We start from the raw sequence: 21,141 nt of genomic DNA on the forward strand, positions 1-21,141 counted from the left end.
GAGTTCACCGTGCAGGACACGTACCGCATCGCCCTCGGCGCCGACGACGCCGCGACCGCCATGAAGGACACCATGGCCGCGTACCTCACCGAACGCGGCCACCAGGTCACCGACCTGAGCGCCGCGGACGGCGAGGACTACCCGGACGTCGCGGAGCGGGTCGCGCGCAGCGTCGCTCGCGGCGAGCACGAGCGCGCCGTCCTGGTCTGCGGCACCGGCATCGGCATGGCCATCGCCGCCAACAAGGTGCCGGGCATCCGGGCCGCCCAGATACCGGACAGCTACAGCGCGGAGCGCGCCCGCAAGTCCAACGACGCGCAGATCGCCTGTTTCGGCAGCCGCACCATGGGCGTGGAGGCCGCCCTGGTGTGCCTGGAACACTGGCTCGTCTCGGACTTCGCCGGGGCGGTTCGGCGCCCAAGGTGGAGAAGATCAAGCAGGTCGAGTCGCGCAACCTGACCTCTCCGGGCCTGCCCGCGGCCTGAGCCCGCCCCGCTGCCTCCCGCTCTCCCCTCCCCCTCCGAAAGGCGGTCACGCCCATGCGTGCAGTTGTCATCGAGGAACCGCGCAAACTGTCCGTCAGCCAGGTCCCCGACCCGGTGCCCGGCCCGGACGACGTGGTCGTCAAGGTGACCGCCGCCGGGCTGTGCGGCACCGATGTGCACATGCTGGCGGGCGAGTTCGGGCCGACGCGGTACCCGGTGATCCCCGGTCACGAGTTCTCCGGCGAGATCGTGGCGGTGGGCTCGGCGGTGACCGGCCTCGCCGAGGGCGACGCCGTGGCCGCCGACCCGGCGGTCTACTGCGGTACGTGTCACTTCTGCGCCATCGGCCACGGCAACCTCTGCGAGAAGTGGGGCACCATCGGCATCACGGTGGACGGCGCCGCCGCCGAGTACGTCAAGGTCCCGGCCGGCAACTGCTACCGCCTCCCGGAGACCGTCGCGCTCCGGCACGCCCCGCTGATCGAGCCGCTCTCCACCATCCTGCGCGGCTTCGACATCGTCGGTCCGAAGCTCGGCGACCACTTCCTGATCTACGGTGCGGGCACCATGGGCCTGCTCTACCTCCAGGTCGCGCAGCGCGCGGGCGCCGCGTCGGTCTCGGTGGTCGACATCAACGAGGACCGGCTGGCGGTCGCCCGGCACCTGGGCGCGGACGCCGTCGCCACCAGCGCCGACCACCTCACCGCCGGGCATCCGCTCGGCTGGCAGGTGGTCACCGACTGCACCGGCAACGTACGGGCCATCGAGGACGGCCTGACCCGGCCGATCCGCGGCGGCACGTTCCAGCAGTTCGGCTGTGCGCCCGACCAGGAGATGGCGCGGTTCTCACCGTTCCGGGTCTACAACGACGAGATCCGCATCGTCGGCAGCATGGCGATCCTGCACACGTACGGCCGGGCGGTCGAGATGCTGGGCAAGGGCGTGATCGACTGCGAAACCATGATCACGCACCGCTTCGGGCTGGACCAGTACGCGGAGGCGCTGCGGACCTTCGAACTGGGCACCGGGCGGAAGCTGCAGATCGTGCCGAACGGGCCGGTGGACTGAGGGCGCCGGTGGGTAGGCGGCAGCCATGTGGCGACGAACCGGCTGACCGCCACCACTCCCCTCACCCCCTCAGAAAATGCTCGTCCGCCCCGAGAAGTAGTGCCCCGCTCCAAGGTCCTCAAGAAGGGACGGACGCTCCGGGTTCCAGCCCACCAGCTCGCGGGTCAGGGCGCTCGACGTGGGATTGTCGACCGGCACCATGCCGGAGAGGAAGCCGAACCGCCCGCCCGCCTCCTCGGCGGTGATGCCGACGACGGGCACCCCCAGCCCGGCGCCGATCGCCTCGGCGACGGCGCGGAACGGCACGCCTTCCTCGGCCGTTCCGTGCAGGACCGAGCCGGCCGGTGCGGTCTCCAGCGCCAGCCGGAACAGGCGGGCCGCGTCGAGCCGGTGCACCGCGGGCCAGCGGTTGGCGCCGTCACCGACGTAGGCCGCGGCGCCCGTCGCGCGGGCCGTGTCGATCAGCAACGGTACGAAACCCCGGTCGCCTTCACCGTGCACGGACGGTGCCAGCCGTACGACCGAGGCGCGCACGCCGCGTCCGGCCAGCGCCACGACCGCGTTCTCCGTCGCGAGCCGGGGCCGGTCCGTCCCGGGCTCGGCCCGGACGTCCTCGGTGCCGACGCGGCCCGGCGCCATCGCCGCGAGCGGCAGCGTTCCCGAGGTGGCGAGGAACGGTTTGCCGGTGCCGTCGAGCGCCTTCCCGATCGCCTCGACGGCGCGCAGGTCCAGCTCGCCGGCCTCCACGAAGGCCGCGTGGTCCGAGAAGTCGTGGCGGTAGGCGAGGTGGATGACGCCGTCCGCCGCGGCGGCCCCGTCGTGCAGACCGCCAGGGTCGTCCAGGGAGCCCCGGTGCGCCTCGGCACCGGCCGCCCGCAGCGTCGCGGCGGCCGTGTCCGAGCGGGCCAGGCCGACGACCGTGTGCCCGGCTTCGAGGAGGTCCTGGACCACCGCGGTCCCGATGAATCCGGTGGCTCCGGTGACGAATACGCGCATGGGTGAGTTCCTTTGGTGCTTGAACGTGCTTGAACGAAAGGGAGGGTGAGCCCGGCCGTCTGAGGGGCGACAGGCCGCCTCGGCCGGTGTTGGTCCGCCCCCGGCCGGTACCGCTCCATCGTCCGGGTGCGGACCGCCGCGCGTCCAAAGCCTCTTCCGTATCGGGACATGCACCTCAGGCATCACCGCAGGCAGGACCGGCCGTACGCGGTCACTCCCGTTCCGATGTGCCGTTCGCTTGCCGGGCCGCGGCTCCGCGCCGCGACTCCGCGGGGGTCAGCAGCGCGGCGAGCCGGTGGGTGTCCGCGAGGTAGCGCTCGTAGGGGAAGCCGGCCTCCAGGAGGGCGGTACGGAACTCTTCCTCCAAGGGCTTGCCCTCGGCCAGGAAGGCGGCCAGGCCCGCCGGAGTGAGGGCGACCAGGCGTCGCCGCCGGTGGGCGGGGTCGACGCTGATCGTCACGTACCCCTCCGCCTCCAACGGGCGCAGGGCGCGGCTGATGGCGGGGTCGGACACGGTCAGGGCTTCGGCGAGCTGGTGCTGGGTGGCGGGCTGGATCTCCTCCAGGGTGCCCAGCAGCCGCAGTTGGCTCGGGGTGAGGCGCTGATCCGGGCCGGAGCGGCGCCGGGCCGCCTCCCCCATCAGCATGACCACGCGGTACAGGAGCTCTGCCAGTCCTTCGTCCATGGCGCCATCCTACCGAACACTTGCCAGGTTAATATTAACCATGCAACTCTCGAAGGCATGGACACTCTCCCGTACGCCGTTCAGACCACGTTTCCCCTGCTCTTCATGCTGATCCCGGCCCTCGGGGCGCTGCTGGGCTGCCGCCGCAGCCCGGACCGCCCGGCGGCGGAGATCTGGCAGCGCTGGTGGTCCGTAGGCGCCCTCGGTATCGGCAGCCTGTGGATCACGATCTCGTTCCTGGCGATCCCGGAGGGCATGGCCGACGCCATCGGCTTCACCCCCTCGCCGTTCCAGTTCGAGATCGCCTTCGCCAACCTCGGCCTCGCCCTGCTGGGCTTCCGTGGCGCGTCCGCGTCGCCCCGCGAGCGCCTCACGAGCGGGCTGGCGGCGGCCGCGTTCCTGTGGGGAGCCGCGATCGGCCACGTCTACCAGTGGTTCGCCCACGGCGACCACGCCGCCGGAAACACGGGCGGCATCCTGGCCAACGACCTCCTCATCCCCGCCGTCATGATCGCCCTGGCCGCCAGGGACGTCCGCCGCACCCGCTCCGGCCGCGGCCACGCGGCCCGCCTGGCCGCCTGATCACGGCGGCCCGGCCACCCGGGCCGTGGGCGGCGCGGTGGGCCCGGAGCGGGAAGCGGGGCACGGCCGTGCGGCCGTGCCCCGCGGCGGAGGTCTCTCAGCCCCGTGCGGAGTGCCGCCAAGGGCCCACGAAGTCGTGGAGAGCCCGCTGGGCGGCCGGGGCGATCACCGGATCGTTGACAGGAGTGCCGGCCGGGTGGAGCAGATGGTCGATCCCGGGAAGGACCCGCAGTCCCGGGCCGGTGGTACCGGCGGCGGCGAGGCCCGCCAGCAGAGCGGGCATCGTCCGGCAGGGCACATTGGTGTCCTCGGTGCCGCAGGTGACGAGCGTCCGGGTGCCGGGCGCGACACCTCGGGCGACGGCCGGCGGGAAGAGAGCGTCGTCGCTGCGGACGAAATCCGCGTTGACCGGCCCGAACATGCCCTGGAGGAGGGCGCCGAGGGACGGCAGCAGCGCCGAGGTGTCCACCGGGCGCCGGGCGCGGAAGTCCGCGACGGCCCTGGCCACGCCCCGGTTGTTCGACCATGCCTGCCCTGCGGTGAGGTGGCCTGCGGCGACCGCCTGCTTCAATGCGTCCGCAACCTGGAGGCGGACGAGGTCCAGCAGCCGCATGCTCTGCGGGGCGATGAGCGCGAGCCCGGCCGGCTTCTGCTGTACGGCGCGGTCGACGAGCAGCGCTTGCAGGCCGCCCTCACTGTGCCCGACCACGAGCAGCGCGTGCGGGTCGGCTTCGGGCCGGGCGCGCAGGGTGTTGTACGCCGCCACGGCTTGCCGGGTGTAGGCGGCCATGTCGGGAGCGGTGTCGCGTCCGCCCAGGCCCGTGCGTCCGGTGCCGTACTTGTCGAACCGCAGGCTCATCACACCGTCATCACCGAGGAGACCGGCCATGAGGGCCAGGGTGTGGGGGGTGAGTCCTGGCGGCTCGTCACCGTTGCGGTCGGTCGGGCCGCTGCCGGGAAGCAGCAGTGCCGCGGCGAGCTGGTGGCCCGCGCGGTGGGCGGGTATGTGCAGGGTGCCGTACGCGGTGACGCCGTCCGCGGTGAAGTGGATCTCGCGGTCCACGGCGGGTACGAGGGCCGCCCGGGACGCGGTGGACGCCCAGGCCGTGCCCGGTACCGACCCGGCCGTGACGACGGCGACCGCCGCCATGAGCACGGCGAGTAATCTGCCGCGCCAAGGGGTGCGTGAACGCATGTGTTCTCCAGGTGATCCGAAGTGGTCAAAGGAAGTGGGAGGTCGATGGACGGCCGTGCCCTGGCGGTCCGGCCCCGGGCAAGGGCGAACACGCGAGGTGGGTGCCGAGCGTGCCCGCACCCTGCATCTCCTCCCCCGAAACGGTGCTGACACCGTAGACGTCATGAGAACAGAAGAAACGGCAGCAAAAACGGAAACCTCTGTGCAGAGTGTGCTCACGTCTCTGGGTGAAGTGGCGTGCCGTCATCAGGCGGACGAGATCCCCCCGGAGGATCTGCCGATGATCGCTGCCGAGGCGCTCGCAGCCGGACTGGACACCCCGGCGTGGTGCGAGCTGGCCGGTCTGCCCCGCAACGCGGATGTCCGCGACATCCGTGACACGTTCGAGCAAGCACTTGCCGAGTCCGGCATCGGGTTGCCGGACCGGGGCCTGGCACGGCGTCACGCGCTGCGCCGGATGGCGGCGAGGCTCGTCGAGGGCGAGACGACTCTCGCCGACCTGGTGACGGAGCACTGGTGGGAGACCGAGGTCGAGACCGCGGCGGAGCAAGCGTTCATGGCGCTGATCCCGCAATGTGACTGCTGCATCGAGTACACCACGGGGCTCGACCGGCAGACCTGGGAGGCGCGGCTGCGGAACGCCGCCCTCGCCCTGACGTCCTCCCCGCCGGTCGGCCCCGGATGCTGACGTCGCCTCGCGCGCTCGCCCTCGGCGAAGCCGCGTACCGGCCCGGCAGACGTCACTGAAGGCGCACGACCTGCCCGGACCACCCCGCACTACGCTGCGGACATGCCCGACCCAGCTTCCACGCCCGACCTCGACCTGCGGCTCGTCCGCTACTTCACGGCCGTCGCCGAGCACCGGCACTTCGGCCGCGCCGCCGAGGCCCTCCGGATCACCCAGCCCTCCCTGAGCCGCCAGATACGCCGCCTCGAACAGCAGGTGGGCGCCCGGCTGCTGGACCGTACCCCGCAGGGCAGCCGCCTCACCGAGGCCGGGGAAGTCTTCCGGCCCCGCGCCGAAGCGCTGCTGCGGTCCGCCGCGCAGGCCGTGACCCGCGCCCGCGCCGCCGCCGACCCGTCCCGGATCAGCGTCGGGTACAGCACGGGCGTCATCGTCACCCCGGCGGTACGCGAGCTGCGCCGACGGCATCCGGACGCCGAGGTGCACACCCAGTTCGTGGGGTGCGACGCGATCCATACGGCGCTGCTCGACCACCAGGTGGACGCGGTGGTCGCCCGGTCGCCGTTCCCCGCCGACCGGTTGCAGGTGTCGGTGCTGTACGACGAGCCGCGGGTCCTGCTCGTGCCGCTCGACCACCGCCTCGCGGGCAAGGAGTCCGTCACCCTCGCCGACATCGCCGACGAGCCCCTCCCCCGCCTGCGGCAGGCCGACCCGGCCTGGAACGCCTACTGGCGCTTCGATCCCCGGCCCGACGGGCGCCCGGCACCCGACGGACCGTTCATCGACGCGCTGGAGGACAAGTTCGAACTCATCGCCGCCGGGGAGGCCGTGGCCGTCGCGGCCGGCCTGCGCGCGGCCACGATGCGTCCGGACGTCACCGGCATTCCCTTGCACGGCGTCGAACCGAGCCATGTCCTGCTGGCGACCCGCGCGGGCGACCGCAGCCGCCTGGTCACGGCGTTCCGCGAGGCGGCCCGCGCACATCTCACCGGGCCTGTCCCTGCCTGAGGCCGCGCGGAAATACCGGGGAACGGCCGCAACGGCCCTGCTATGGTGCGCCGATGTCTGCGATCAAGAAGTTCCAAGTCACCTTCGACTGCGCGGAACCCGAGCGTCTGGCTCGTTTCTGGTGCGAGGTGCTGGGGTACGTCGTTCCGCCGCCGCCGGAGGGATTCGCCACGTGGGACGCGTTCAAGGAAACGCAGCCGCCTGAGGAGCGGGACGCGTGGTTCGCCTGCGGTGACCCCTCCGGTGTGGGCCCGCGGTTGTACTTCCAGCGCGTCCCCGAGGGGAAGGCCGCCAAGAACCGCGTGCATCTCGATGTGCGGGTCGGCACCGGACTCGTGGGGGAAGAGCGCCTCGCCGCCCTCGAAGCCGAGTGCGCACGGCTGATCCCGCTGGGCGCCGTCCACGTGCGGACGCTGTACGACGGCAATGATTCCTGCATCCCGATGCTGGACATCGAGGGCAACGAGTTCTGTATCGACTGAGAACGCTCCGGCCCGGACCGGAGAGCCGGAAAGCCGCCTCTCTTCAGGGCCGGAGCGTCGGAACGGTGAGGGCAGGCCCGACCACCGCGTCAGGCGTGCGCAGCCAGATCCGGAACCCACCGTCCTCGGTGACAGTCACCCCGAAGTCGCCGAGCGGTGGCCGGCCGCCCGTGACGTACTCCCGCCATACGCACAGAAGTTCCTGCCACAGATCGCGGCCCCGGCCATAGACCGCGGCCCAGCCCTCCTCGGCGAGGACTCCGGCTCCAGCCCCGTCCCACAGGAAGAGCCGGTCGGGCGACCCGGTCATATGGACTCCGGGCAGGCGGGCACCGGCATACAGGCCGAAGGCCAGGTCCATACGCGTCGGGCTGCCCGTCGAGCAGTTCGTGACAGTGACGCGGCGTGGTTCCGTCCACGGCTGACGACACCGTGGACCGGTGGGCACGCAGCGGCATGTACGAGGCGCCGCCGTGGAAGGAGCCCGTGACGGTCCCGGTCCTGACGTCCTTGACGAACCGGGTCAGGAGACCGGAAGCGAAGTCGCGCACCAGCGGGGCGACCAGGACACCACCCGGCCGCAACTGGCGCAGGAGCGCGGCCGGGACGGTGCGCAGCGCGCACGTCGCGACGACCCGGTCGTACGGCGCTCCCGGCGCCCACCCGCCCGCACCGTCCGTGACGTGGACGGCAGGCGCCGGCCCGCGCGAGGCCGGCCCGGCCGTCGTCCACCTGGGTCACCACGGGCGAGTCGCTGTAGGTCAGCCGGTACCGCGCGTCCGCGTCGGTCACGGGCTCGCACCGGTCCGGCCGCTGGACCCAGATCCGCTCCGGCAGCCAGTGCTCGCGGGGAACGCGTTCCCAGATCTCCCGCCATGGCGGCGCGAGCAGACCACGCTCGGCCAGCTTCCCGACCAGCGCGGCCTGCCCTGCGTGGAGGTGCGGGGGAACGGTCATCACTACTTCAGGTCTTCGTCCGGTTCGCCACCATAGTGGAGGCCCTCAGATCACACGATCCCGGCCGGCCCAATAAGGCTCCCGCAGCCGCCTTTTGAAGAGTTTGCCGGACTCGTCGCGCGGCAGGCGCTCCTCGAAGACGACGCTTCTGGGCACCTTGTACGAGGCGAGGCGGTCGGCGACGTGGGCCCGGACGTCCTCGGGGGTGAGGGTGGCGCCCGGTTCGGGTTCGACGTGGGCGGCGAGGGCTTCGCCGAATTCCTCGTCGGGGATGCCGAAGACGGCGACGTCGCGCAGTCCCTCCAGGGCGAGCAGGCAGCCTTCGATCTCGGCCGGGTAGATGTTGACGCCGCCGGATATGACCAGGTCGTTGCGGCGGTCGCTGAGGTAGAGGTAGCCGTCGGCGTCGAGGTGGCCGATGTCGCCGATCGTGACGTAACCGGGCAGCCGGTCGGCCTCCATCGCCGCGCGCTTGGCGGGGTCGCCGAGGTAGGTGAACTGCGGCCAGGTGTCGGACGGCTTGATGTAGACCTCGCCGGTCCGGCCGGTGGGCAGTGGCACGCCGTCGGGGCCCAGGACCACCACCGAGCAGGTCCCTTCGGCTCTGCCGACCGTACCGGGGTGTGCCAGCCACTCCTGGCTGTCGCACCAGGTCACGGCGCCGGTCTCGCTGCCGCCGTAGTACTCGCGGAGGACCGGGCCCAGCCAGTCGATCATGGCGTGCTTGATGTGCGGCGGACAGGGTGCCGCGGCGTGTACGACCGAGGTGAGCGAGGACAGGTCGTAGCGCTCGCGGACGTCCTTGGGCAGCCGCAGCAGCCGTACGAACATGGTCGGCACCACCTGCGCCTGCTGGATGCGGTGGCGCTCGACCAGCCGCAGGAACTCCTCGGCGTCGAAGCGCGGCATCAGGGTGATGTCCAGGCCGCCGGCGAGGGCGAGGACGGCGTGCTGGCTGGGTGAGGCGTGGTAGAGCGGGGCGGGGATCAGGGTGCGGCCGCCGGGTTCCACGGCGAAGTACTCGTGGAACTTGGCCACCGCTTCGGCCATTTGCTCCGCGCCGACCGGGTCGCGCAGCACTCCCTTGGGGCGGCCGGTGGTGCCGGAGCTGTAGATGACGGTGGACGGCCGGCGGGCGGCTTCCTCGGCGAGCGGCGGGTGGCCGGACAGCCAGTCGTCCAGGAGGGGGTGGTCGCCGGACACCGGGGGCGGCGGGAAGCCGCAGGCGGCGGCCGTGCCGTCGGGTACCGGCACTTCGATGAGGCGGGCCCGCTCCGGGAGGGCCGCGGCGACGCCCGGCACCAGGTCGGTGTGGGCGAAGACGACCTTGCTGTCGCTGTCGCCGAGCACGTGCCGCAGCTCGTCGTGGCGGAAGTGCCAGTTGACGGGGACGGCCGAGGCTCCCAGCCGGGCCGCTCCGGCGGCTATCTCCAGGTGCGCGGGCTCGTTGCGCATCACGATCGCGATCCGTTCCCCGGGTTCGACGCCCAGGGCGCGCAGTCCGGCGGCGATGCGGGCGGCCCGTTCCTGGAACGTGGGGTAGGTGTGCTCCACTCCGGCACAGCGGATGGCGGGGGGCGTGACGGCGACGTCCATGTAGCCTCCAGACAGTTGCGGCTGGCGCCCATTGAACAAGCGCTTCCGGAAGCCTGCCAGGGTGCTGACACATTGTCAGCAAACATTCAGGGGCCGGGAGAGGGAGTGGTTCCGGCGGTGGTACGGGAGGGGCTCCTGTGGCACTGGGGGCGGGCCGGTGGGCGTCCGGATGCCGCGTGAGGCCGAGGTCTGGGGGGGCGGGACCCGAGGTTGGGGGCCGGGGCCCGAGGTCCGGCTCCCGCAGGGCCGTCGACCGTGCACATTGCGCCAATAAAGACGCGCTGCATCCGTCCTGAGTGTGTCCGTGCGTCGCGCCGAGGTCGCCGCCGTACCCGCTCCTATCCTCGGTGGACATGAGCCGACACGAAGAGAACAAGAACGGTTCCGATACGGAAGGGACCCGAAATCATGCCGAGATCCTGCGGCGGCACGGTGAGGCCATCGCCCTGTTCGGCAGCCGGGTCCACCGGGTGCGCGACGACCAGTGGGACGACCCGACCCCGTGCGCCGAGTGGTCCGTACGCGACCTGGTCGGCCATCTGACCGTGGAGCAACTGTGGGTGCCGCGGCTGGTGCGGGACGGTGCCACGATCGAAGAGGTGGGGGATGCCTACGAGGGTGACCAGCTCGGCGACGATCCGGCCGGCGCCTGGGACCGGGCGGCGGTGGCCGCGGTCGCGGCGTTCTCCGAGCCCGGCGCGCTGGACCGTACGGTGCACCTGTCGTCCGGGACCGGTACGGCCGCCGGCTACTGCTCGCAGATGATGATGGACGCGGTGGTCCACTCCTGGGACCTGTCCCGCGCGATCCGCGCCGACGAGCACCTGCCGCAGGACTTGGCGGCCGCCGCCCTGCGCGAGGTCGAGCCGTACGCGGACGAGCTCGCGGGCACGTCGATGTTCGCCGATCCCGTCCCGCCGCCGCCCGGTGCCGACGACCTCACCCGGCTGCTGTGTCTGCTGGGCCGCCGGCCGTGACGACCGCCGGGGCCGGCCGGCCGGAACCCGCGGGCCGTGCGCGGCCTGCGGACCGGCCGTCCGGTACGGCGGCCCCGGTCAGTCGATGCCGCGGAAGATGTGGGTCTCGGTGGGGTCGTCGTCGCAGCCGGCGACCCTGACCGGGACGCAGCGGCCCCAGACCTCCAGATTGCGGACTTCCTTGATCCGACCCGGCCGCTCGCCCGGCTTGGGCCGCGGCTGCTTGCGTTGCGCGTTTTCCAATGCCACCACGCACTCCTTCATCGAGGGAACACTTCCGACGCGGTGGCGCCTTCGCACAAACCGGGATGTCGGCCAGGGTTTGCGGCACTTCCCGCGACGGGCCAAGGGTGTTGGCATCTTCCGGACAGGCCGTCCGTCGTCCACCAGATTAGCGACCGCGACCGGTGGGCGCTCGACATTTACCGAATATGAAGCCAAGACGGGGACAATGCAGAGATTCCGCCTCGCCCCGCGCCCCGGTCGCCGCACCGGGCCCGGCGGGCTCCGCGGCTCCGCCCGGCCCCCGCCCGGCGCCCTTCCGGTTGCCGCCCGGCGTTCACCCGGTCGGCGTAGACGCCACCGTACCGGGCCCTACTTCAGGAGCCGGGACATCCGCCGGTCGGCCAGCAGCTTGCCGCCGGTCTGGCAGGTGGGGCAGTACTGGAGCGCGGAGTCGCTGAAGGAGACCTCGCGGACGGTGTCACCGCAGACCGGGCACGCCTCGCCGGTACGTCCGTGCACCCGCAGCCCGCTCTTCTTCTCCTTCTTCAGCCGCCCGGCCGCCACTCCCCTGGAGCGTTCCACCGCCGCCATGAGCGTGTCCCGTACGGCGGCGTACAGCCGGGCCGTGTCCTCGGGGCCGAGGCGGGCGGCGGGTTTGAAGGGGGACATACGGGCCGCGTGCAGGATCTCGTCGGAGTAGGCGTTGCCGATACCGGCCAGCACGCTCTGGTCCCGCAGTACGCCCTTGATCTGCCGCCGCTCCCCCTTGAGCAGGGCGGCCAGGGACTCCTCCGTGAAGTCCGCCGCGAGCGGGTCGGGGCCGAGCCGGGCGACGCCGGGGACCTGCGCCGGGTCGGTCACGCAGTACACCGCCAGCCGCTTCTGCGTACCGGCCTCGGTGAGGTCGAAGCCGGGCGCCGGGCCGGTTCCCTCGGTGCTCAGGCGTACGCGGAGGGCCAGCGGGCCCTTGCCGGGGCGCGGCGGGGCGTCGGGCAGGGCGTCCTGCCAGCGCAGCCAGCCTGCGCGGGCCAGGTGGATCACCAGGTGCAGGCCGTCGACGGTGAGGTCCAGGAACTTCCCGTGCCGCGTCACCGCCGTGACGGTGCCGCCTTCGAGGGCGGTCAGCGGCGGGTCGTACGTCTTGAGCACGTTGACGGCGGTCGGCTGGGCGCGGACCAGGACACGGCCGACGGCGTGCCCGTCCAGGAATTCCCGCAGGGCTTCGACTTCCGGCAGTTCGGGCATGGCTCCAGCCTGCACGGTGCGGCGGTCCGGTACATCTCGTGCGCGCCGCGCGCCGGACGGGCGGCGCGGCGCCCGGCGGTGCTAGGGATGGTCCTGTGGACTGGTTCACGGAGAGCGACGTATGGCTGGGGCGGCTGGTGTTCCAGCGGATGCTGGCCGTGCTGTATCTGGTGGCGTTCGTGGCGGCGGCGCGGCAGTTCCGGGCGCTGATGGGCGAGCGCGGGATGACGCCGGTGCCGGACTTCCTGCGCCGGGCGCCGTTCCGCAAGGCGCCTTCGGTGTTCCACTGGCGCTACTCGGACGGATTCTTCGCCCTGTGGTCCTGGGCGGGCGCCCTGCTGGCCGCCGCGGTGGCCGCCGGGGCGGCCGACGCCGTGCCGCTGGGCGTGGCGATGGCGATGTGGGCGGTGCTGTGGGCGATGTACCTCTCGATCGTCAACGTCGGGCAGACCTGGTACAGCTTCGGCTGGGAGTCGCTGCTGCTGGAGACGGGCTTCCTCGCCGTCTTCCTCGGCAACGACGACACGGGGCCGCCGGTGCTCGTGATGTGGCTGCTGCGCTGGCTGCTGTTCCGTGTGGAGTTCGGGGCGGGGCTGATCAAGATGCGGGGTGACCGCTGTTGGCGCGATCTGACCTGCCTCTACTACCACCACGAGACGCAGCCGATGCCGGGCCCGCTTAGCTGGTTCTTCCACCGGCTGCCCAAGCCGCTGCACCGGGTGGAGACGGCTGCCAACCACTTCGCGCAACTGGTGCTGCCGGTGCTGCTGTTCACGCCGCAGCCGGTGGCCACCTGGGCGGCGCTGGGGATCGCCGTGACGCAGCTCTGGCTGGTGCTGTCCGGCAACTTCGCCTGGCTGAACTGGCTGACCGTCGCCCTGGCCCTGTCCGCCGTGGACGTCTCGTGGCTCGCCGGCCCGCCGGCTTCCGCGTCCGCCGCTCCCCCGGTCTGGTTCGCGGTGCTGACCGTGACCGTCACCGTCTTCGTCGCCTACCGCAGCTACCGTCCGGTCCGCAATCTGCTGTCCCGGCAGCAACTGATGAACACCTCCTTCGACCCGCTGCACCTGGTCAACTCCTACGGTGCCTTCGGCAGCGTCACCCGCGTACGCCGGGAGATCGTCATTGAGGGCACGGACTCGGCGGTGGCCACACCGGACACGGTGTGGCGTGAGTACGAGTTCCGGGGCAAGCCGGGCGGGGTACGGCGGCTGCCGCGCCAGTTCGCGCCGTATCACTTGCGGCTGGACTGGCTGATGTGGTTCGCGGCGCTGTCGCCCGGTTACGCGCGCAGTTGGTTCGGGCCGTTCGTGGAACGGCTGCTGGAGAACGACCCGGACACGCTGCGGCTGCTGCGCCACAACCCGTTCCCGGACGCGCCGCCCGCGCTGGTGCGGGCCCGGCTGTTCCAGTACCGCTTCACGACGTGGCGGGAACTGCGGGAGACCGGAGCGTGGTGGCACCGTACGGAGCTGCGGGACTTTCTCCCACCGACGAAAGCAGTTCCGCGCGGAAGGCGATGACCATGTCCCGGGCGTGCCGCAGCCCGATCCGCCCGAAGTCGCGCTCCAGCTCGTCCAGTTCGGTGAGCGTCTGGTCCTTCGAACCGCCCACCCGGGAGCGGGACTTGACCAGCCCGAGGCGGGAGAGGGCGGTGCCGCGCGGCTCGCGCATGTCCTCGAACTCGCGCAGCGCGCCGTCGTAGATCGCGGCGGCCTCGGCGTAACGCCCGGCCCGGAACAGGACGTTGCCGCGCATCTTGTGGTTGTAGGCGAGGGCGCTCGCGAGGTTCATGGTGCGGCAGATGGTCTCGGCCTCGCTGAGCAGGGACAGGGCCTGTTCCGTGTGGCCCTGTACGGACAGTACGTCGGCCACGCCGCGCAGGGACCAGGCGCGGCCCCGTGCGTCGTCGCCGTCGGCGGCTATGCGCGCGGACTCCTCGAACAGTTCCAGGGCCTTGGCGTAGTCGCCGGTGTTGCGGTGCATCTGCGCGATGCCGGACATGGCCCACACCATGTGGCGCGCCTCGCCGTGCGCCCTTGCCTGGTCGAGCAGTTGCTCGTGCAGGTCGGCGACGGCGGCGTAGTCGCCCTGTATGCGGCCGGTCTCGGCGAGACCGGCGAGGGAGTAGCCGTGCGCGAGGCGGTCGCCGCCCTCGTCGGCGAGGGTGACGGCCAGGGCCAGCAGCCTGCGGGCGAGCGCGAGGGAGCCGCACTGGCGGGCGAGCGTGCCGCCGCTCCACAGGGCCCAGGACATCGCGCCTCGGTCACCGGCCCGGCGGGCGCTGCGGTAGCTGTCGCGCCAGGCGGTGCGGGCGTCGTCGACCCGTCCCAGGCGCCGGTTGGCCTCGGCGACGGCGAGGGAGGCCCGGGCGCGCTCCAGGTCCGTGCCCGCGTCGCGCCGCGCGCGGCGGGCCGTGGCGAGCACGTCCTCGTAGGACGAGTTCACGCTGAGGGCGGTGCCCAGCTCGCCTTGGTACTCCGGGGCGAATGCCTTGCCGTACATGTATCCGTGGCCTCCTGGTCGTGCATGTGCTTGATCACGAAGCTACGGAAGGGAGGGGTCCGGCGAATCACTCCACGGATGGGTCGTGCCGTATGCCTGCGGTCCTACGCGAGAGGGACCCGGTCATCATCGTGACGTACGGGACCCCCGGCCTTCGGCCGACCCCACCGCCCGGTTGCGTGCCATGCGCCACGGGATGCGCCTCTTGTCGGGGCGGCCGGTCCGGGCCACCCTGGCTGCCGACCGCGATCTCCGGACCCCGAGGTGTGGCATGGACAGCAGGGCACGGACAGGGACCGACCGCCGCCGCTTTCTCCGTACGGTCGCGGCGGGCGCCGCGCTGACCGCGGCCGGCGGCAGCCTCGGCGGCGCGGCCGCGCGGGCCACACCTGCACAGGCCGAACCCGGGCGGGCCACACCTGTGCGGACCGCACCCGGGCCGGCCGCGTCCGGGGCCCGCACCCGGCCGCCCGCGGTCCGGCCGCTGTTCCTGGGGACGTACACCTCCGTGGCGGGCGGCGGCACCGGCGTGGGCCTCGGCACGTACGACACGGCCCGCGGCCGGATCACCGCGACCGGGGTGATCGACGGCGTCGGAGACCCGTCCTACCTGGCCCTCTCACCCTGCGGCCGGACCCTGTACACCGTCAACGAACGGCAGCAGGGCGCGGTGACCGCCGTCGCCCTGCGCGCGGACGGCCGCCACCGCGTCCTCGGCAGCCGCCCCACCGGCGGCGCCGGACCGTGCCACCTGTCCGTGCACCCCGGCGGACGCTGGCTGCTGAGCGCCAACTACCTCTCCGGCAGCGTCGCCGTGCACCCCGTCGATCCGGCCCGGGACGGCGCGCTCGGCGCGCGTACGGACCTGGTCGCCCACACCGCTCCCCCGCCGGGGCCGGGGCAGGACGGGCCGCACGCGCACCAGATCGTCGCCGGCCCGGACGGCCGCCACGTCCTCGCCGTCGACCTGGGGAACGACACCGTCTACACCTACCGGCTGGACACCACCGCCGGAAAGCTCACCCAGGTCTCGTACGCGAGTCTGCGCCCCGGCGCGGGCCCGCGGCATCTGACCTTCCACCCGTCGGGCCGCTACGCCTACCTGGCCAACGAGGTGGACAACACCGCCGTGGTCTGCGCGTACGACCCGGCCACCGGCACGCTCAGGCCGGGCGCGCCGCAGTCCACCGGGACCGGGCCCGGGACCAGCTACCCGGCGCAGTTCCTGGTGACCCACGACGGCGCCTTCGCCTACCTCGCCAACCGCGGCCACAACAGCCTGACGCGCTACGCGGTCGAGGCGGCGGGCGCCCGGCTGCGGCTGCTGGACACGGTGCCGTCCGGCGGCGACTTCCCCCGCCACCTGGCCTTCTCGCCGGACGGGCGGCTGCTCTTCGCGGCGCACCAGCGGTCGGGGTCGGTGACGGTGTTCGCGGTCGGCGCCCGGGGCGGGCTGCGGCGGCTGGGCGAGCCGTTCCCGGCGCCGGTTCCGGTGTGTGTGCTGCCGCTCTGACGCCCGTGAACCGCTGCCCCGGCAGCCGAAACACTGCGGCAACAGTCCCGCAGGATTGCGCCGATAGCGTCGGCCCGCATGAGTACGGGAACATCACGGGCGACGGCACCGGCCACCGCGCCGGACGGCGAACAGGCCGACGGTCAGGCCGGCGGAGAGCTGCGCAAGGGCCTCCGGCGGCGCCACATGGGCCTGATCGCGCTGGGCGGTGTCATCGGCGCGGGCCTCTTCGTGGGCAGCGGCGTGGTCATCCGGGCCACCGGTCCGGCCGCCGTGCTGTCGTTCCTCGCGGCCGGTCTCCTCACCGTCCTGATCATGCGGATGCTGGCGGAGATGACGGTGGCCCGGCCCGCCCTCGGCTCGTTCTACGCCCATGTGCGGGAGACCCTGGGGCACCGCGCCGGTTTCACGGTCGGCTGGCTGTACTGGTACTTCTTCGTGATCGTGGTGGCCGTCGAGGCGGTGGCGGGCGGCCGGATCGTCCGGCTGTGGCTGCCCGGCGTACCGCTGTGGGCCGTCAGCCTGGCGCTGATGGCGCTGCTGACCGCGACCAACATGGTCTCGGCCCGGTCCTTCGGCGAGTTCGAGTACTGGTTCTCGTCGGTCAAGGTCATCGCGATCGTGGTGTTCCTCTTCCTCGGCGCGCTGTACCTGACCGGACTGTGGCCGCAGGCCGGCGGCGGACTGGCGCACCTCACCGACTCCGGCGGCTTCGCGCCCGCGGGCGTCGGCGCGGTCCTGGCGGCGGTCGTGCCGTGTGTCGGCTTCTTCACCGGCGCGGAGATCGTGACCATCGCGGCGGCCGAGTCGGTGGAGCCGGAGCGCGCCGTGGCGGCGGCGATCCGCTCGATCGTGCTGCGCGTGGTGGGGTTCTACGTGCTGTCGGTCCTCGTCGTCGTGGCGGTCGTGCCGTGGACGTCCCCGGCCGTCGAGGTCAGTCCGTACGCGGCGGTGCTGGACCGGCTGGACGTGCCCGCCGCCGCCACGGTCATGAACGCCGTCGTGCTGATCGCCGTGCTCTCCTGCCTCAACTCCGCGCTGTACACCTCGTCGCGGATGCTGTTCGCGCTGACCCGCAACGGGGACGCGCCGCGCGGCTTCACCCGGCTCAGCCGCGGCGGGGTGCCGCGCCGGGCGCTGCTCGCCGGGACGTCCGCCGGCTATCTGTCGGTGATCGCGGCGTGGGCCTCCCCCGACGTCGTCTTCCGGTTCCTGATCAACTCCTACGGTGCCGTCGCCCTGTTCGTCTACCTGGCGATCGCGGTCGCCCAGCTCCGTCTGCGCCGCAAGCTGGAACGCGAGGAACCGCAGCGGCTGACGCTGCGGATGTGGCTGTTCCCCTGGCTCAGCCGGGCCACCGCCGCCCTGATGGCCACGGTGATCGTGGCGATGGCCTTCCTGCCGGACAGCCGGGCGCAGTTCTGGCTGAGTCTGCTCACGGTGGGCGTGGTCCTGGCGGCTTACGAGGTACGGCGGCGCGCCACCGGATCAGCGAGCTGAACCGGGTGCCCGGCCGCCGGCCCCGGTGCGGTGCAGGCCGTCCGCGGCGCCACGGACGGCCTGCCGGTGCCCACCGCTTCCCACGGCGGTCCGCCCGCCCCCAGCCGGACCGCCGTTCCTGGGGAATTCGTCACGGGGAATTCCCGGGAGGGTGGGAAGGGATTACGTACCGCGGCTCCTCGGGGCCGGCCGGTTTACGGCCGGCCGATTTACGGTTTGTCGGATTGCCGTCAGCCGGAGCGGCGGACCGCGAGACGCGTTCCCGGGTAAATCAGGTTCGGATTCGCCCCGATCACCTGGCGGTTGAGACGGTAGAACTCCTGCCAGCCCCACCCGTAGGCGTACGCGATGCTGCTCACCGTCTCCCCCGGATTGACGACATGGCCGCCGGAGGCCCGCCGGGGCCGGGCGTCGCGCTGCTTGTACGGCTTGGAGTGGCCGTACCGGCTGCCGGACGCGTCCCGGTGCCGGGGGCTGCGCAACCGCTCGCGGTACCGGCTCGAACCGTTCGTGCGGGCCTGGGTGCCGGCGTGCGGCGCCGACCGCCGGGCGGACTCCGGCGCGCTGTGCCGCACGCCGGACGAGCGCAGGCCGAGCCGGGCCGAGCAGGCCGGCCAGGCGCCCCAGCCCTGACGGGCCAGCACCCGTTCGGCGATCCTGATCTGCTGGGCCCGGGACGCCCGCGCCGCCCGGGACCCGTACCGGCCGCCGCCGAAGGAACGCCAGGTGGAGTGGGCGAACTGCAGTCCGCCGGAGAAGCCGTTGCCGGTGTCGGCCCGCCAGTTGCCCCCGCTCTCGCACCCGGCCAGCCGGTCCCAGGTGGCACCGCTGCGGGCCTCGGCCGGCCCGTCGGCCGCCATGTTCAGTGCGCCGGCCGCCAGCAGGACCGCTGCCGCCGTCGCTCCTCGGGCCCCACGCCCCCGGACCTCACCGCTTCCGCTCGTTTCCGTTCCCTGAGGAAATTCCATCGACCTGTGCTCCCGTCGCTCACCGCTCGGTTTCCCGGCGGCCTTGGGGATGCATGACGTCCCGTGAATTCCCGCGCTCTCCCGGCTTTTCCGCGGGCTTTCCCCGTGGTGTCACCGAGTTCTCGCGGTGTGTTTCCCGAGCCGTCATGAATTCGACGAGTACGACACAACCACGGTCACGGACGGCACCGGCAGAGCGCGCGGTAGCGCCTCGGCGGTACGTCCTGCCTCCGCACCGCCGGAGTGGGGGCCGACGGCTCCGCATGGCACCCCCTTCTGCCGGGTAGGGGCGCACCCCCGGAGACGGAGCGCATGGTCTGCACGGGCGTATCGAGCGCTTGTCCGAGCCGGGGGTGCCGCAGGAGCGCGTTCGGGGGCTCGGGGCACGCGCGGCGGGCGTCCGCACGCGCCGCGCACGGGCCCCCGGGACGACGCGACGCAACCGTCCCGACGGAGGGTTTGGGGCCGGTACGGGCGACGGCCGCTCACACCGGTACGAGCGTCACCTCGGTCGCCTTCACGCTCACCCAGACCTCGGTGTCCTCGGCCAGCCCGAGTTCCGCCGCGGCCTGCGGGGTGATCTCGCCGACCAGGTCGGGCACCTCCGGCGACCCGACGAGGACCCGCAGCCGGCTGCCGAGCGCGGTGATCTCCCGTACCCGGCCCGGCCAGACGTTGCGCGGGCTGCCGGACGGGCGCGACCGGTGCACGGAGACCGCTTCGGGGCCGATGACCGCCAGCGCGCCGGTGCCCTCGGGCAGCGGGTCGGCGGCGACCAGCCGTCCGGCGCCCGTCATCCGCAGTCCGTCGCCGGTGGCGGTGCCCGGCCACGCGTTGCGGCCGAGCATCCGCGCCACCCACGGCGAGCGCGGATGCCGGGTGACCTCGGCGGGGACGGCGTCCTGGATCGTCCGTCCGTCCTCCAGGACCAGGACCCGGTCGGCGAGCGAGACCGCTTCGACGGGGTCGTGGGTGACCATCAGGCAGACTCCGCCGAAGCCGGCCAGGTGCCGGCGCAGGGTGTGCCGGACGTGCGCGCGGGTGCTCTGGTCGAGGGCGGCCAGCGGCTCGTCGAGCAGCAGCAGGCGGGGGCGGGCGGCCAGCGCGCGGGCCAGCGCGACGCGTCCGGCCTGGCCGCCGGAGAGCTGGGCGGGCTTGCGGTGCGCGAGGTGGCCGACGCCGAGCCGGTCCAGCCAGAGCTGGGCCTCGCGGCGGGCCTCGGCGCGGCGGGTGCCGTGTGCGCGCAGCCCGTACGCCGTGTTGCCGAGGGCCGTCAGATGGGGGAAGAGCGCGCCGTCCTGCGGTACCCAGGCGACACCGCGGCGATGCGGCGGCAGGGTGGTGACGTCCCGCGCGCCGAGCGTCAGTACGGCGTGCGCCCGCGGCGTGAGGCCGAGCAGGGCGCGCAACAGCGTGGTCTTGCCCGCGCCGTTGGGGCCCACGACGGCGATGGTGGTGCCCGGGGCGGCGTCGAGGGTGAGCCGGTTGAAGCCGGTGACGTCCGCGTGCAGCGGCCACCGCCCGGTGCCGGAGCCGTCGCCGGGGCCGTCGGGGCGGTGGGGGCCGCGGCGGCACCCTCGGCGTGCGCGGTGGTGGCGGTGGGCGGGCCCGGGGTGGCGGGCGTGCCGGGGGCGGCGGATGCGCCGGTCATGTGGTCCGGCCACGTGCCGCCGGCATCCGGTGCCCCGTCGCCGTCCGCGTCCGTACGCGTCACCGCGCCGCTCGTGCGCCCCCGGACCGTGCCGCCCCCGCCCGCCCATCTGCCGCGCAGTGCGACCAGGACGGCCGTCGCGATGACGAGGAGCAGGAGGGAGACGGAGGTGGCGGCCTCGGTGCTGTCCTGGAGGAGCAGATAGACCTGGAGGGGCAGGGTCTGGGTGACGCCCGGCAGGTTGCCCGCGAAGGTGATGGTGGCGCCGAACTCGCCGAGCGCCCGTGCCCAGGTCAGGGCCGCTCCGGCGGCGAGCCCGGGAGCGATCATGGGGAGGGTGACCGTACGGAAGACGCGCAGCGGTCCGGCGCCGAGCGAGGCCGCCGTCTCCTCGTAGCGCACATGCAGCCCGGCCAGTGCGCCTTCCAGGCTGATGACCAGGAACGGCATCGACACGAAGGTCGCGGCGACCACCGCGCCCGCGGTGTGGAACGGCAGTTGCACACCGAACCAGCTCTCCAGCCGGCCCCCGAGCAGGCCCCGCCGCCCGAAGCCGAGCAGCAGCGCCACACCGCCGACGGTCGGCGGCAGCACCATGGGCAGCAGCACCAGGGAGCGCACCACGGCCTTGCCGGGGAAGTCGACGCGCGCCAGCAGCCAGGCCAGCGGCACGCCGAGCAGCAGGGACAGGCCCAGCGACCAGAAGGACACCACCAGGGAGATCCGCAGGGCCTCGGTGACCTCGGGGGAGGTCAGATGGGTGCCGAGGTCGCCCCAGGACGTCCGGGCGAGGATGCCCGCCATGGGCACCAGCAGGA

At 73.0% G+C, this 21,141-nt stretch carries 19 protein-coding genes and 2 pseudogenes; 10 read left to right on the forward strand and 11 right to left on the reverse strand.

What is annotated here, in order from left to right; translation table 11 throughout:
• Window positions 1-9 precede the first annotated feature (9 nt).
• Window positions 10-459 carry an RpiB/LacA/LacB family sugar-phosphate isomerase gene (locus tag EJG53_RS05200; protein WP_244954989.1) on the forward strand — a complete coding sequence of 150 codons (450 nt, stop codon included), beginning with the start codon at window positions 10-12 and terminating at the stop codon, window positions 457-459.
• An 80-nt stretch (window positions 460-539) separates the two neighbouring features.
• Window positions 540-1,553 carry a zinc-dependent alcohol dehydrogenase family protein gene (locus EJG53_RS05205; RefSeq protein ID WP_125043847.1) on the forward strand — a complete coding sequence of 338 codons (1,014 nt, stop codon included), beginning with the start codon at window positions 540-542 and terminating at the stop codon, window positions 1,551-1,553.
• 69 nt (window positions 1,554-1,622) lie between these two features.
• Here the strand turns inward: EJG53_RS05205 and EJG53_RS05210 are convergent, their stop codons facing one another.
• Both EJG53_RS05210 and EJG53_RS05215 read right to left on the reverse strand, forming a co-directional pair.
• Window positions 1,623-2,549, reverse strand: coding sequence for an SDR family oxidoreductase (locus EJG53_RS05210; RefSeq protein WP_125043848.1), 927 nt, complete (start codon window positions 2,547-2,549; stop codon window positions 1,623-1,625).
• Window positions 2,550-2,760: 211 nt separating this feature from the next.
• Window positions 2,761-3,234 (reverse strand): MarR family winged helix-turn-helix transcriptional regulator, encoded by a 474-nt coding sequence (locus EJG53_RS05215; protein ID WP_125043849.1) that lies wholly within the window; start codon window positions 3,232-3,234, stop codon window positions 2,761-2,763.
• Between the two features lie 57 nt (window positions 3,235-3,291).
• Here EJG53_RS05215 and EJG53_RS05220 point away from each other — a divergent pair, with 57 nt between their 5' ends.
• Window positions 3,292-3,816, forward strand: coding sequence for a DUF6790 family protein (locus tag EJG53_RS05220; protein ID WP_125043850.1), 525 nt, complete (start codon window positions 3,292-3,294; stop codon window positions 3,814-3,816).
• Window positions 3,817-3,913: 97 nt separating this feature from the next.
• On the opposite strand, the gene EJG53_RS05225 is transcribed toward EJG53_RS05220, so the two are convergent.
• Window positions 3,914-4,966 (reverse strand): serine aminopeptidase domain-containing protein, encoded by a 1,053-nt coding sequence (locus EJG53_RS05225; protein WP_125049165.1) that lies wholly within the window; start codon window positions 4,964-4,966, stop codon window positions 3,914-3,916.
• Window positions 4,967-5,291: 325 nt separating this feature from the next.
• Here EJG53_RS05225 and EJG53_RS05230 point away from each other — a divergent pair, with 325 nt between their 5' ends.
• The 3 genes from EJG53_RS05230 to EJG53_RS05240 all read left to right on the forward strand — a co-directional run bounded on the left by EJG53_RS05230 (window position 5,292) and on the right by EJG53_RS05240 (window position 7,186).
• Window positions 5,292-5,699: a hypothetical protein gene (locus EJG53_RS05230; protein WP_125043851.1), complete on the forward strand. Its 408-nt coding sequence runs from the start codon at window positions 5,292-5,294 to the stop codon at window positions 5,697-5,699.
• Window positions 5,700-5,801: 102 nt separating this feature from the next.
• Complete coding sequence (locus tag EJG53_RS05235; protein WP_125043852.1) at window positions 5,802-6,704, forward strand: LysR family transcriptional regulator; 903 nt, start codon at window positions 5,802-5,804, stop codon at window positions 6,702-6,704.
• A 53-nt stretch (window positions 6,705-6,757) separates the two neighbouring features.
• Window positions 6,758-7,186, forward strand: a complete 429-nt coding sequence (locus tag EJG53_RS05240; protein WP_125043853.1) for a VOC family protein — start codon at window positions 6,758-6,760, stop codon at window positions 7,184-7,186.
• A 43-nt stretch (window positions 7,187-7,229) separates the two neighbouring features.
• Here EJG53_RS05240 and EJG53_RS42170 read toward each other — a convergent pair whose 3' ends face one another.
• The 3 genes and pseudogenes from EJG53_RS42170 to EJG53_RS05250 form a co-directional block, all read right to left on the reverse strand.
• Window positions 7,230-7,547 carry a hypothetical protein gene (locus tag EJG53_RS42170; RefSeq protein ID WP_244954990.1) on the reverse strand — a complete coding sequence of 106 codons (318 nt, stop codon included), beginning with the start codon at window positions 7,545-7,547 and terminating at the stop codon, window positions 7,230-7,232.
• Window positions 7,548-7,695: 148 nt separating this feature from the next.
• A pseudogene (locus EJG53_RS42175) lies at window positions 7,696-7,815 on the reverse strand (methyltransferase domain-containing protein); the annotation flags it as partial.
• A 373-nt stretch (window positions 7,816-8,188) separates the two neighbouring features.
• A complete protein-coding gene (locus EJG53_RS05250; protein ID WP_125043854.1) occupies window positions 8,189-9,739 on the reverse strand; it encodes an AMP-binding protein in 1,551 nt (516 codons plus the stop codon).
• Between the two features lie 353 nt (window positions 9,740-10,092).
• Here EJG53_RS05250 and EJG53_RS05255 point away from each other — a divergent pair, with 353 nt between their 5' ends.
• Window positions 10,093-10,716, forward strand: a complete 624-nt coding sequence (locus EJG53_RS05255; RefSeq protein WP_125043855.1) for a TIGR03086 family metal-binding protein — start codon at window positions 10,093-10,095, stop codon at window positions 10,714-10,716.
• Between the two features lie 78 nt (window positions 10,717-10,794).
• Here the strand turns inward: EJG53_RS05255 and EJG53_RS40580 are convergent, their stop codons facing one another.
• Window positions 10,795-10,965 (reverse strand): hypothetical protein, encoded by a 171-nt coding sequence (locus tag EJG53_RS40580; RefSeq protein WP_154806360.1) that lies wholly within the window; start codon window positions 10,963-10,965, stop codon window positions 10,795-10,797.
• 345 nt (window positions 10,966-11,310) lie between these two features.
• Window positions 11,311-12,186 carry an Fpg/Nei family DNA glycosylase gene (locus EJG53_RS05260; protein WP_125043856.1) on the reverse strand — a complete coding sequence of 292 codons (876 nt, stop codon included), beginning with the start codon at window positions 12,184-12,186 and terminating at the stop codon, window positions 11,311-11,313.
• A 95-nt stretch (window positions 12,187-12,281) separates the two neighbouring features.
• On the opposite strand from EJG53_RS05260, the gene EJG53_RS05265 reads away from it, so the two are divergent.
• Window positions 12,282-13,709 carry a lipase maturation factor family protein gene (locus EJG53_RS05265; RefSeq protein WP_125043857.1) on the forward strand — a complete coding sequence of 476 codons (1,428 nt, stop codon included), beginning with the start codon at window positions 12,282-12,284 and terminating at the stop codon, window positions 13,707-13,709.
• On the opposite strand, the gene EJG53_RS05270 is transcribed toward EJG53_RS05265, so the two are convergent.
• Window positions 13,606-14,691 (reverse strand): tetratricopeptide repeat protein, encoded by a 1,086-nt coding sequence (locus tag EJG53_RS05270; RefSeq protein ID WP_125043858.1) that lies wholly within the window; start codon window positions 14,689-14,691, stop codon window positions 13,606-13,608. The two genes, EJG53_RS05265 and EJG53_RS05270, sit on opposite strands and share 104 nt — an antisense overlap.
• 271 nt (window positions 14,692-14,962) lie before the next feature.
• On the opposite strand from EJG53_RS05270, the gene EJG53_RS05275 reads away from it, so the two are divergent.
• Together EJG53_RS05275 and EJG53_RS05280 are read left to right on the forward strand one after the other, a co-directional pair.
• Window positions 14,963-16,204, forward strand: coding sequence for a lactonase family protein (locus tag EJG53_RS05275; protein WP_125043859.1), 1,242 nt, complete (start codon window positions 14,963-14,965; stop codon window positions 16,202-16,204).
• Between the two features lie 78 nt (window positions 16,205-16,282).
• Window positions 16,283-17,704, forward strand: a complete 1,422-nt coding sequence (locus EJG53_RS05280) for an amino acid permease (RefSeq protein WP_125043860.1) — start codon at window positions 16,283-16,285, stop codon at window positions 17,702-17,704.
• Window positions 17,705-17,934: 230 nt separating this feature from the next.
• Here the strand turns inward: EJG53_RS05280 and EJG53_RS43255 are convergent, their stop codons facing one another.
• Window positions 17,935-18,672 (reverse strand): LysM peptidoglycan-binding domain-containing protein, encoded by a 738-nt coding sequence (locus tag EJG53_RS43255; protein WP_125043861.1) that lies wholly within the window; start codon window positions 18,670-18,672, stop codon window positions 17,935-17,937.
• Window positions 18,673-19,157: 485 nt separating this feature from the next.
• A pseudogene (locus tag EJG53_RS05290) lies at window positions 19,158-21,101 on the reverse strand (ABC transporter permease); the annotation flags it as partial.
• Window positions 21,102-21,141: the final 40 nt, after the last annotated feature.

This window comes from Streptomyces chrestomyceticus JCM 4735 (assembly GCF_003865135.1).
Lineage (GTDB): Bacteria > Actinomycetota > Actinomycetes > Streptomycetales > Streptomycetaceae > Streptomyces > Streptomyces chrestomyceticus.

What these genes read in the sequence shown, in the direction of transcription:
- EJG53_RS42170 (WP_244954990.1), bottom strand. Translation starts at nt 7,547, where the DNA reads ATGGACCTGGCCTTCGGCCTGTATGCCGGTGCCCGCCTGCCCGGAGTC.
- EJG53_RS05205 (WP_125043847.1), top strand. Translation starts at nt 540, where the DNA reads ATGCGTGCAGTTGTCATCGAGGAACCGCGCAAACTGTCCGTCAGCCAG.
- EJG53_RS05225 (WP_125049165.1), bottom strand. Translation starts at nt 4,966, where the DNA reads ATGGCGGCGGTCGCCGTCGTCACGGCCGGGTCGGTACCGGGCACGGCC.
- EJG53_RS05255 (WP_125043855.1), top strand. Translation starts at nt 10,093, where the DNA reads ATGAGCCGACACGAAGAGAACAAGAACGGTTCCGATACGGAAGGGACC.
- EJG53_RS05260 (WP_125043856.1), bottom strand. Translation starts at nt 12,186, where the DNA reads ATGCCCGAACTGCCGGAAGTCGAAGCCCTGCGGGAATTCCTGGACGGG.
- EJG53_RS05240 (WP_125043853.1), top strand. Translation starts at nt 6,758, where the DNA reads ATGTCTGCGATCAAGAAGTTCCAAGTCACCTTCGACTGCGCGGAACCC.
- EJG53_RS05210 (WP_125043848.1), bottom strand. Translation starts at nt 2,549, where the DNA reads ATGCGCGTATTCGTCACCGGAGCCACCGGATTCATCGGGACCGCGGTG.
- EJG53_RS05235 (WP_125043852.1), top strand. Translation starts at nt 5,802, where the DNA reads ATGCCCGACCCAGCTTCCACGCCCGACCTCGACCTGCGGCTCGTCCGC.
- EJG53_RS43255 (WP_125043861.1), bottom strand. Translation starts at nt 18,672, where the DNA reads ATGGAATTTCCTCAGGGAACGGAAACGAGCGGAAGCGGTGAGGTCCGG.
- EJG53_RS05270 (WP_125043858.1), bottom strand. Translation starts at nt 14,691, where the DNA reads ATGTACGGCAAGGCATTCGCCCCGGAGTACCAAGGCGAGCTGGGCACC.
- EJG53_RS05220 (WP_125043850.1), top strand. Translation starts at nt 3,292, where the DNA reads ATGGACACTCTCCCGTACGCCGTTCAGACCACGTTTCCCCTGCTCTTC.
- EJG53_RS05215 (WP_125043849.1), bottom strand. Translation starts at nt 3,234, where the DNA reads ATGGACGAAGGACTGGCAGAGCTCCTGTACCGCGTGGTCATGCTGATG.
- EJG53_RS05230 (WP_125043851.1), top strand. Translation starts at nt 5,292, where the DNA reads ATGATCGCTGCCGAGGCGCTCGCAGCCGGACTGGACACCCCGGCGTGG.
- EJG53_RS05280 (WP_125043860.1), top strand. Translation starts at nt 16,283, where the DNA reads ATGAGTACGGGAACATCACGGGCGACGGCACCGGCCACCGCGCCGGAC.
- EJG53_RS05250 (WP_125043854.1), bottom strand. Translation starts at nt 9,739, where the DNA reads ATGGACGTCGCCGTCACGCCCCCCGCCATCCGCTGTGCCGGAGTGGAG.
- EJG53_RS05275 (WP_125043859.1), top strand. Translation starts at nt 14,963, where the DNA reads ATGGACAGCAGGGCACGGACAGGGACCGACCGCCGCCGCTTTCTCCGT.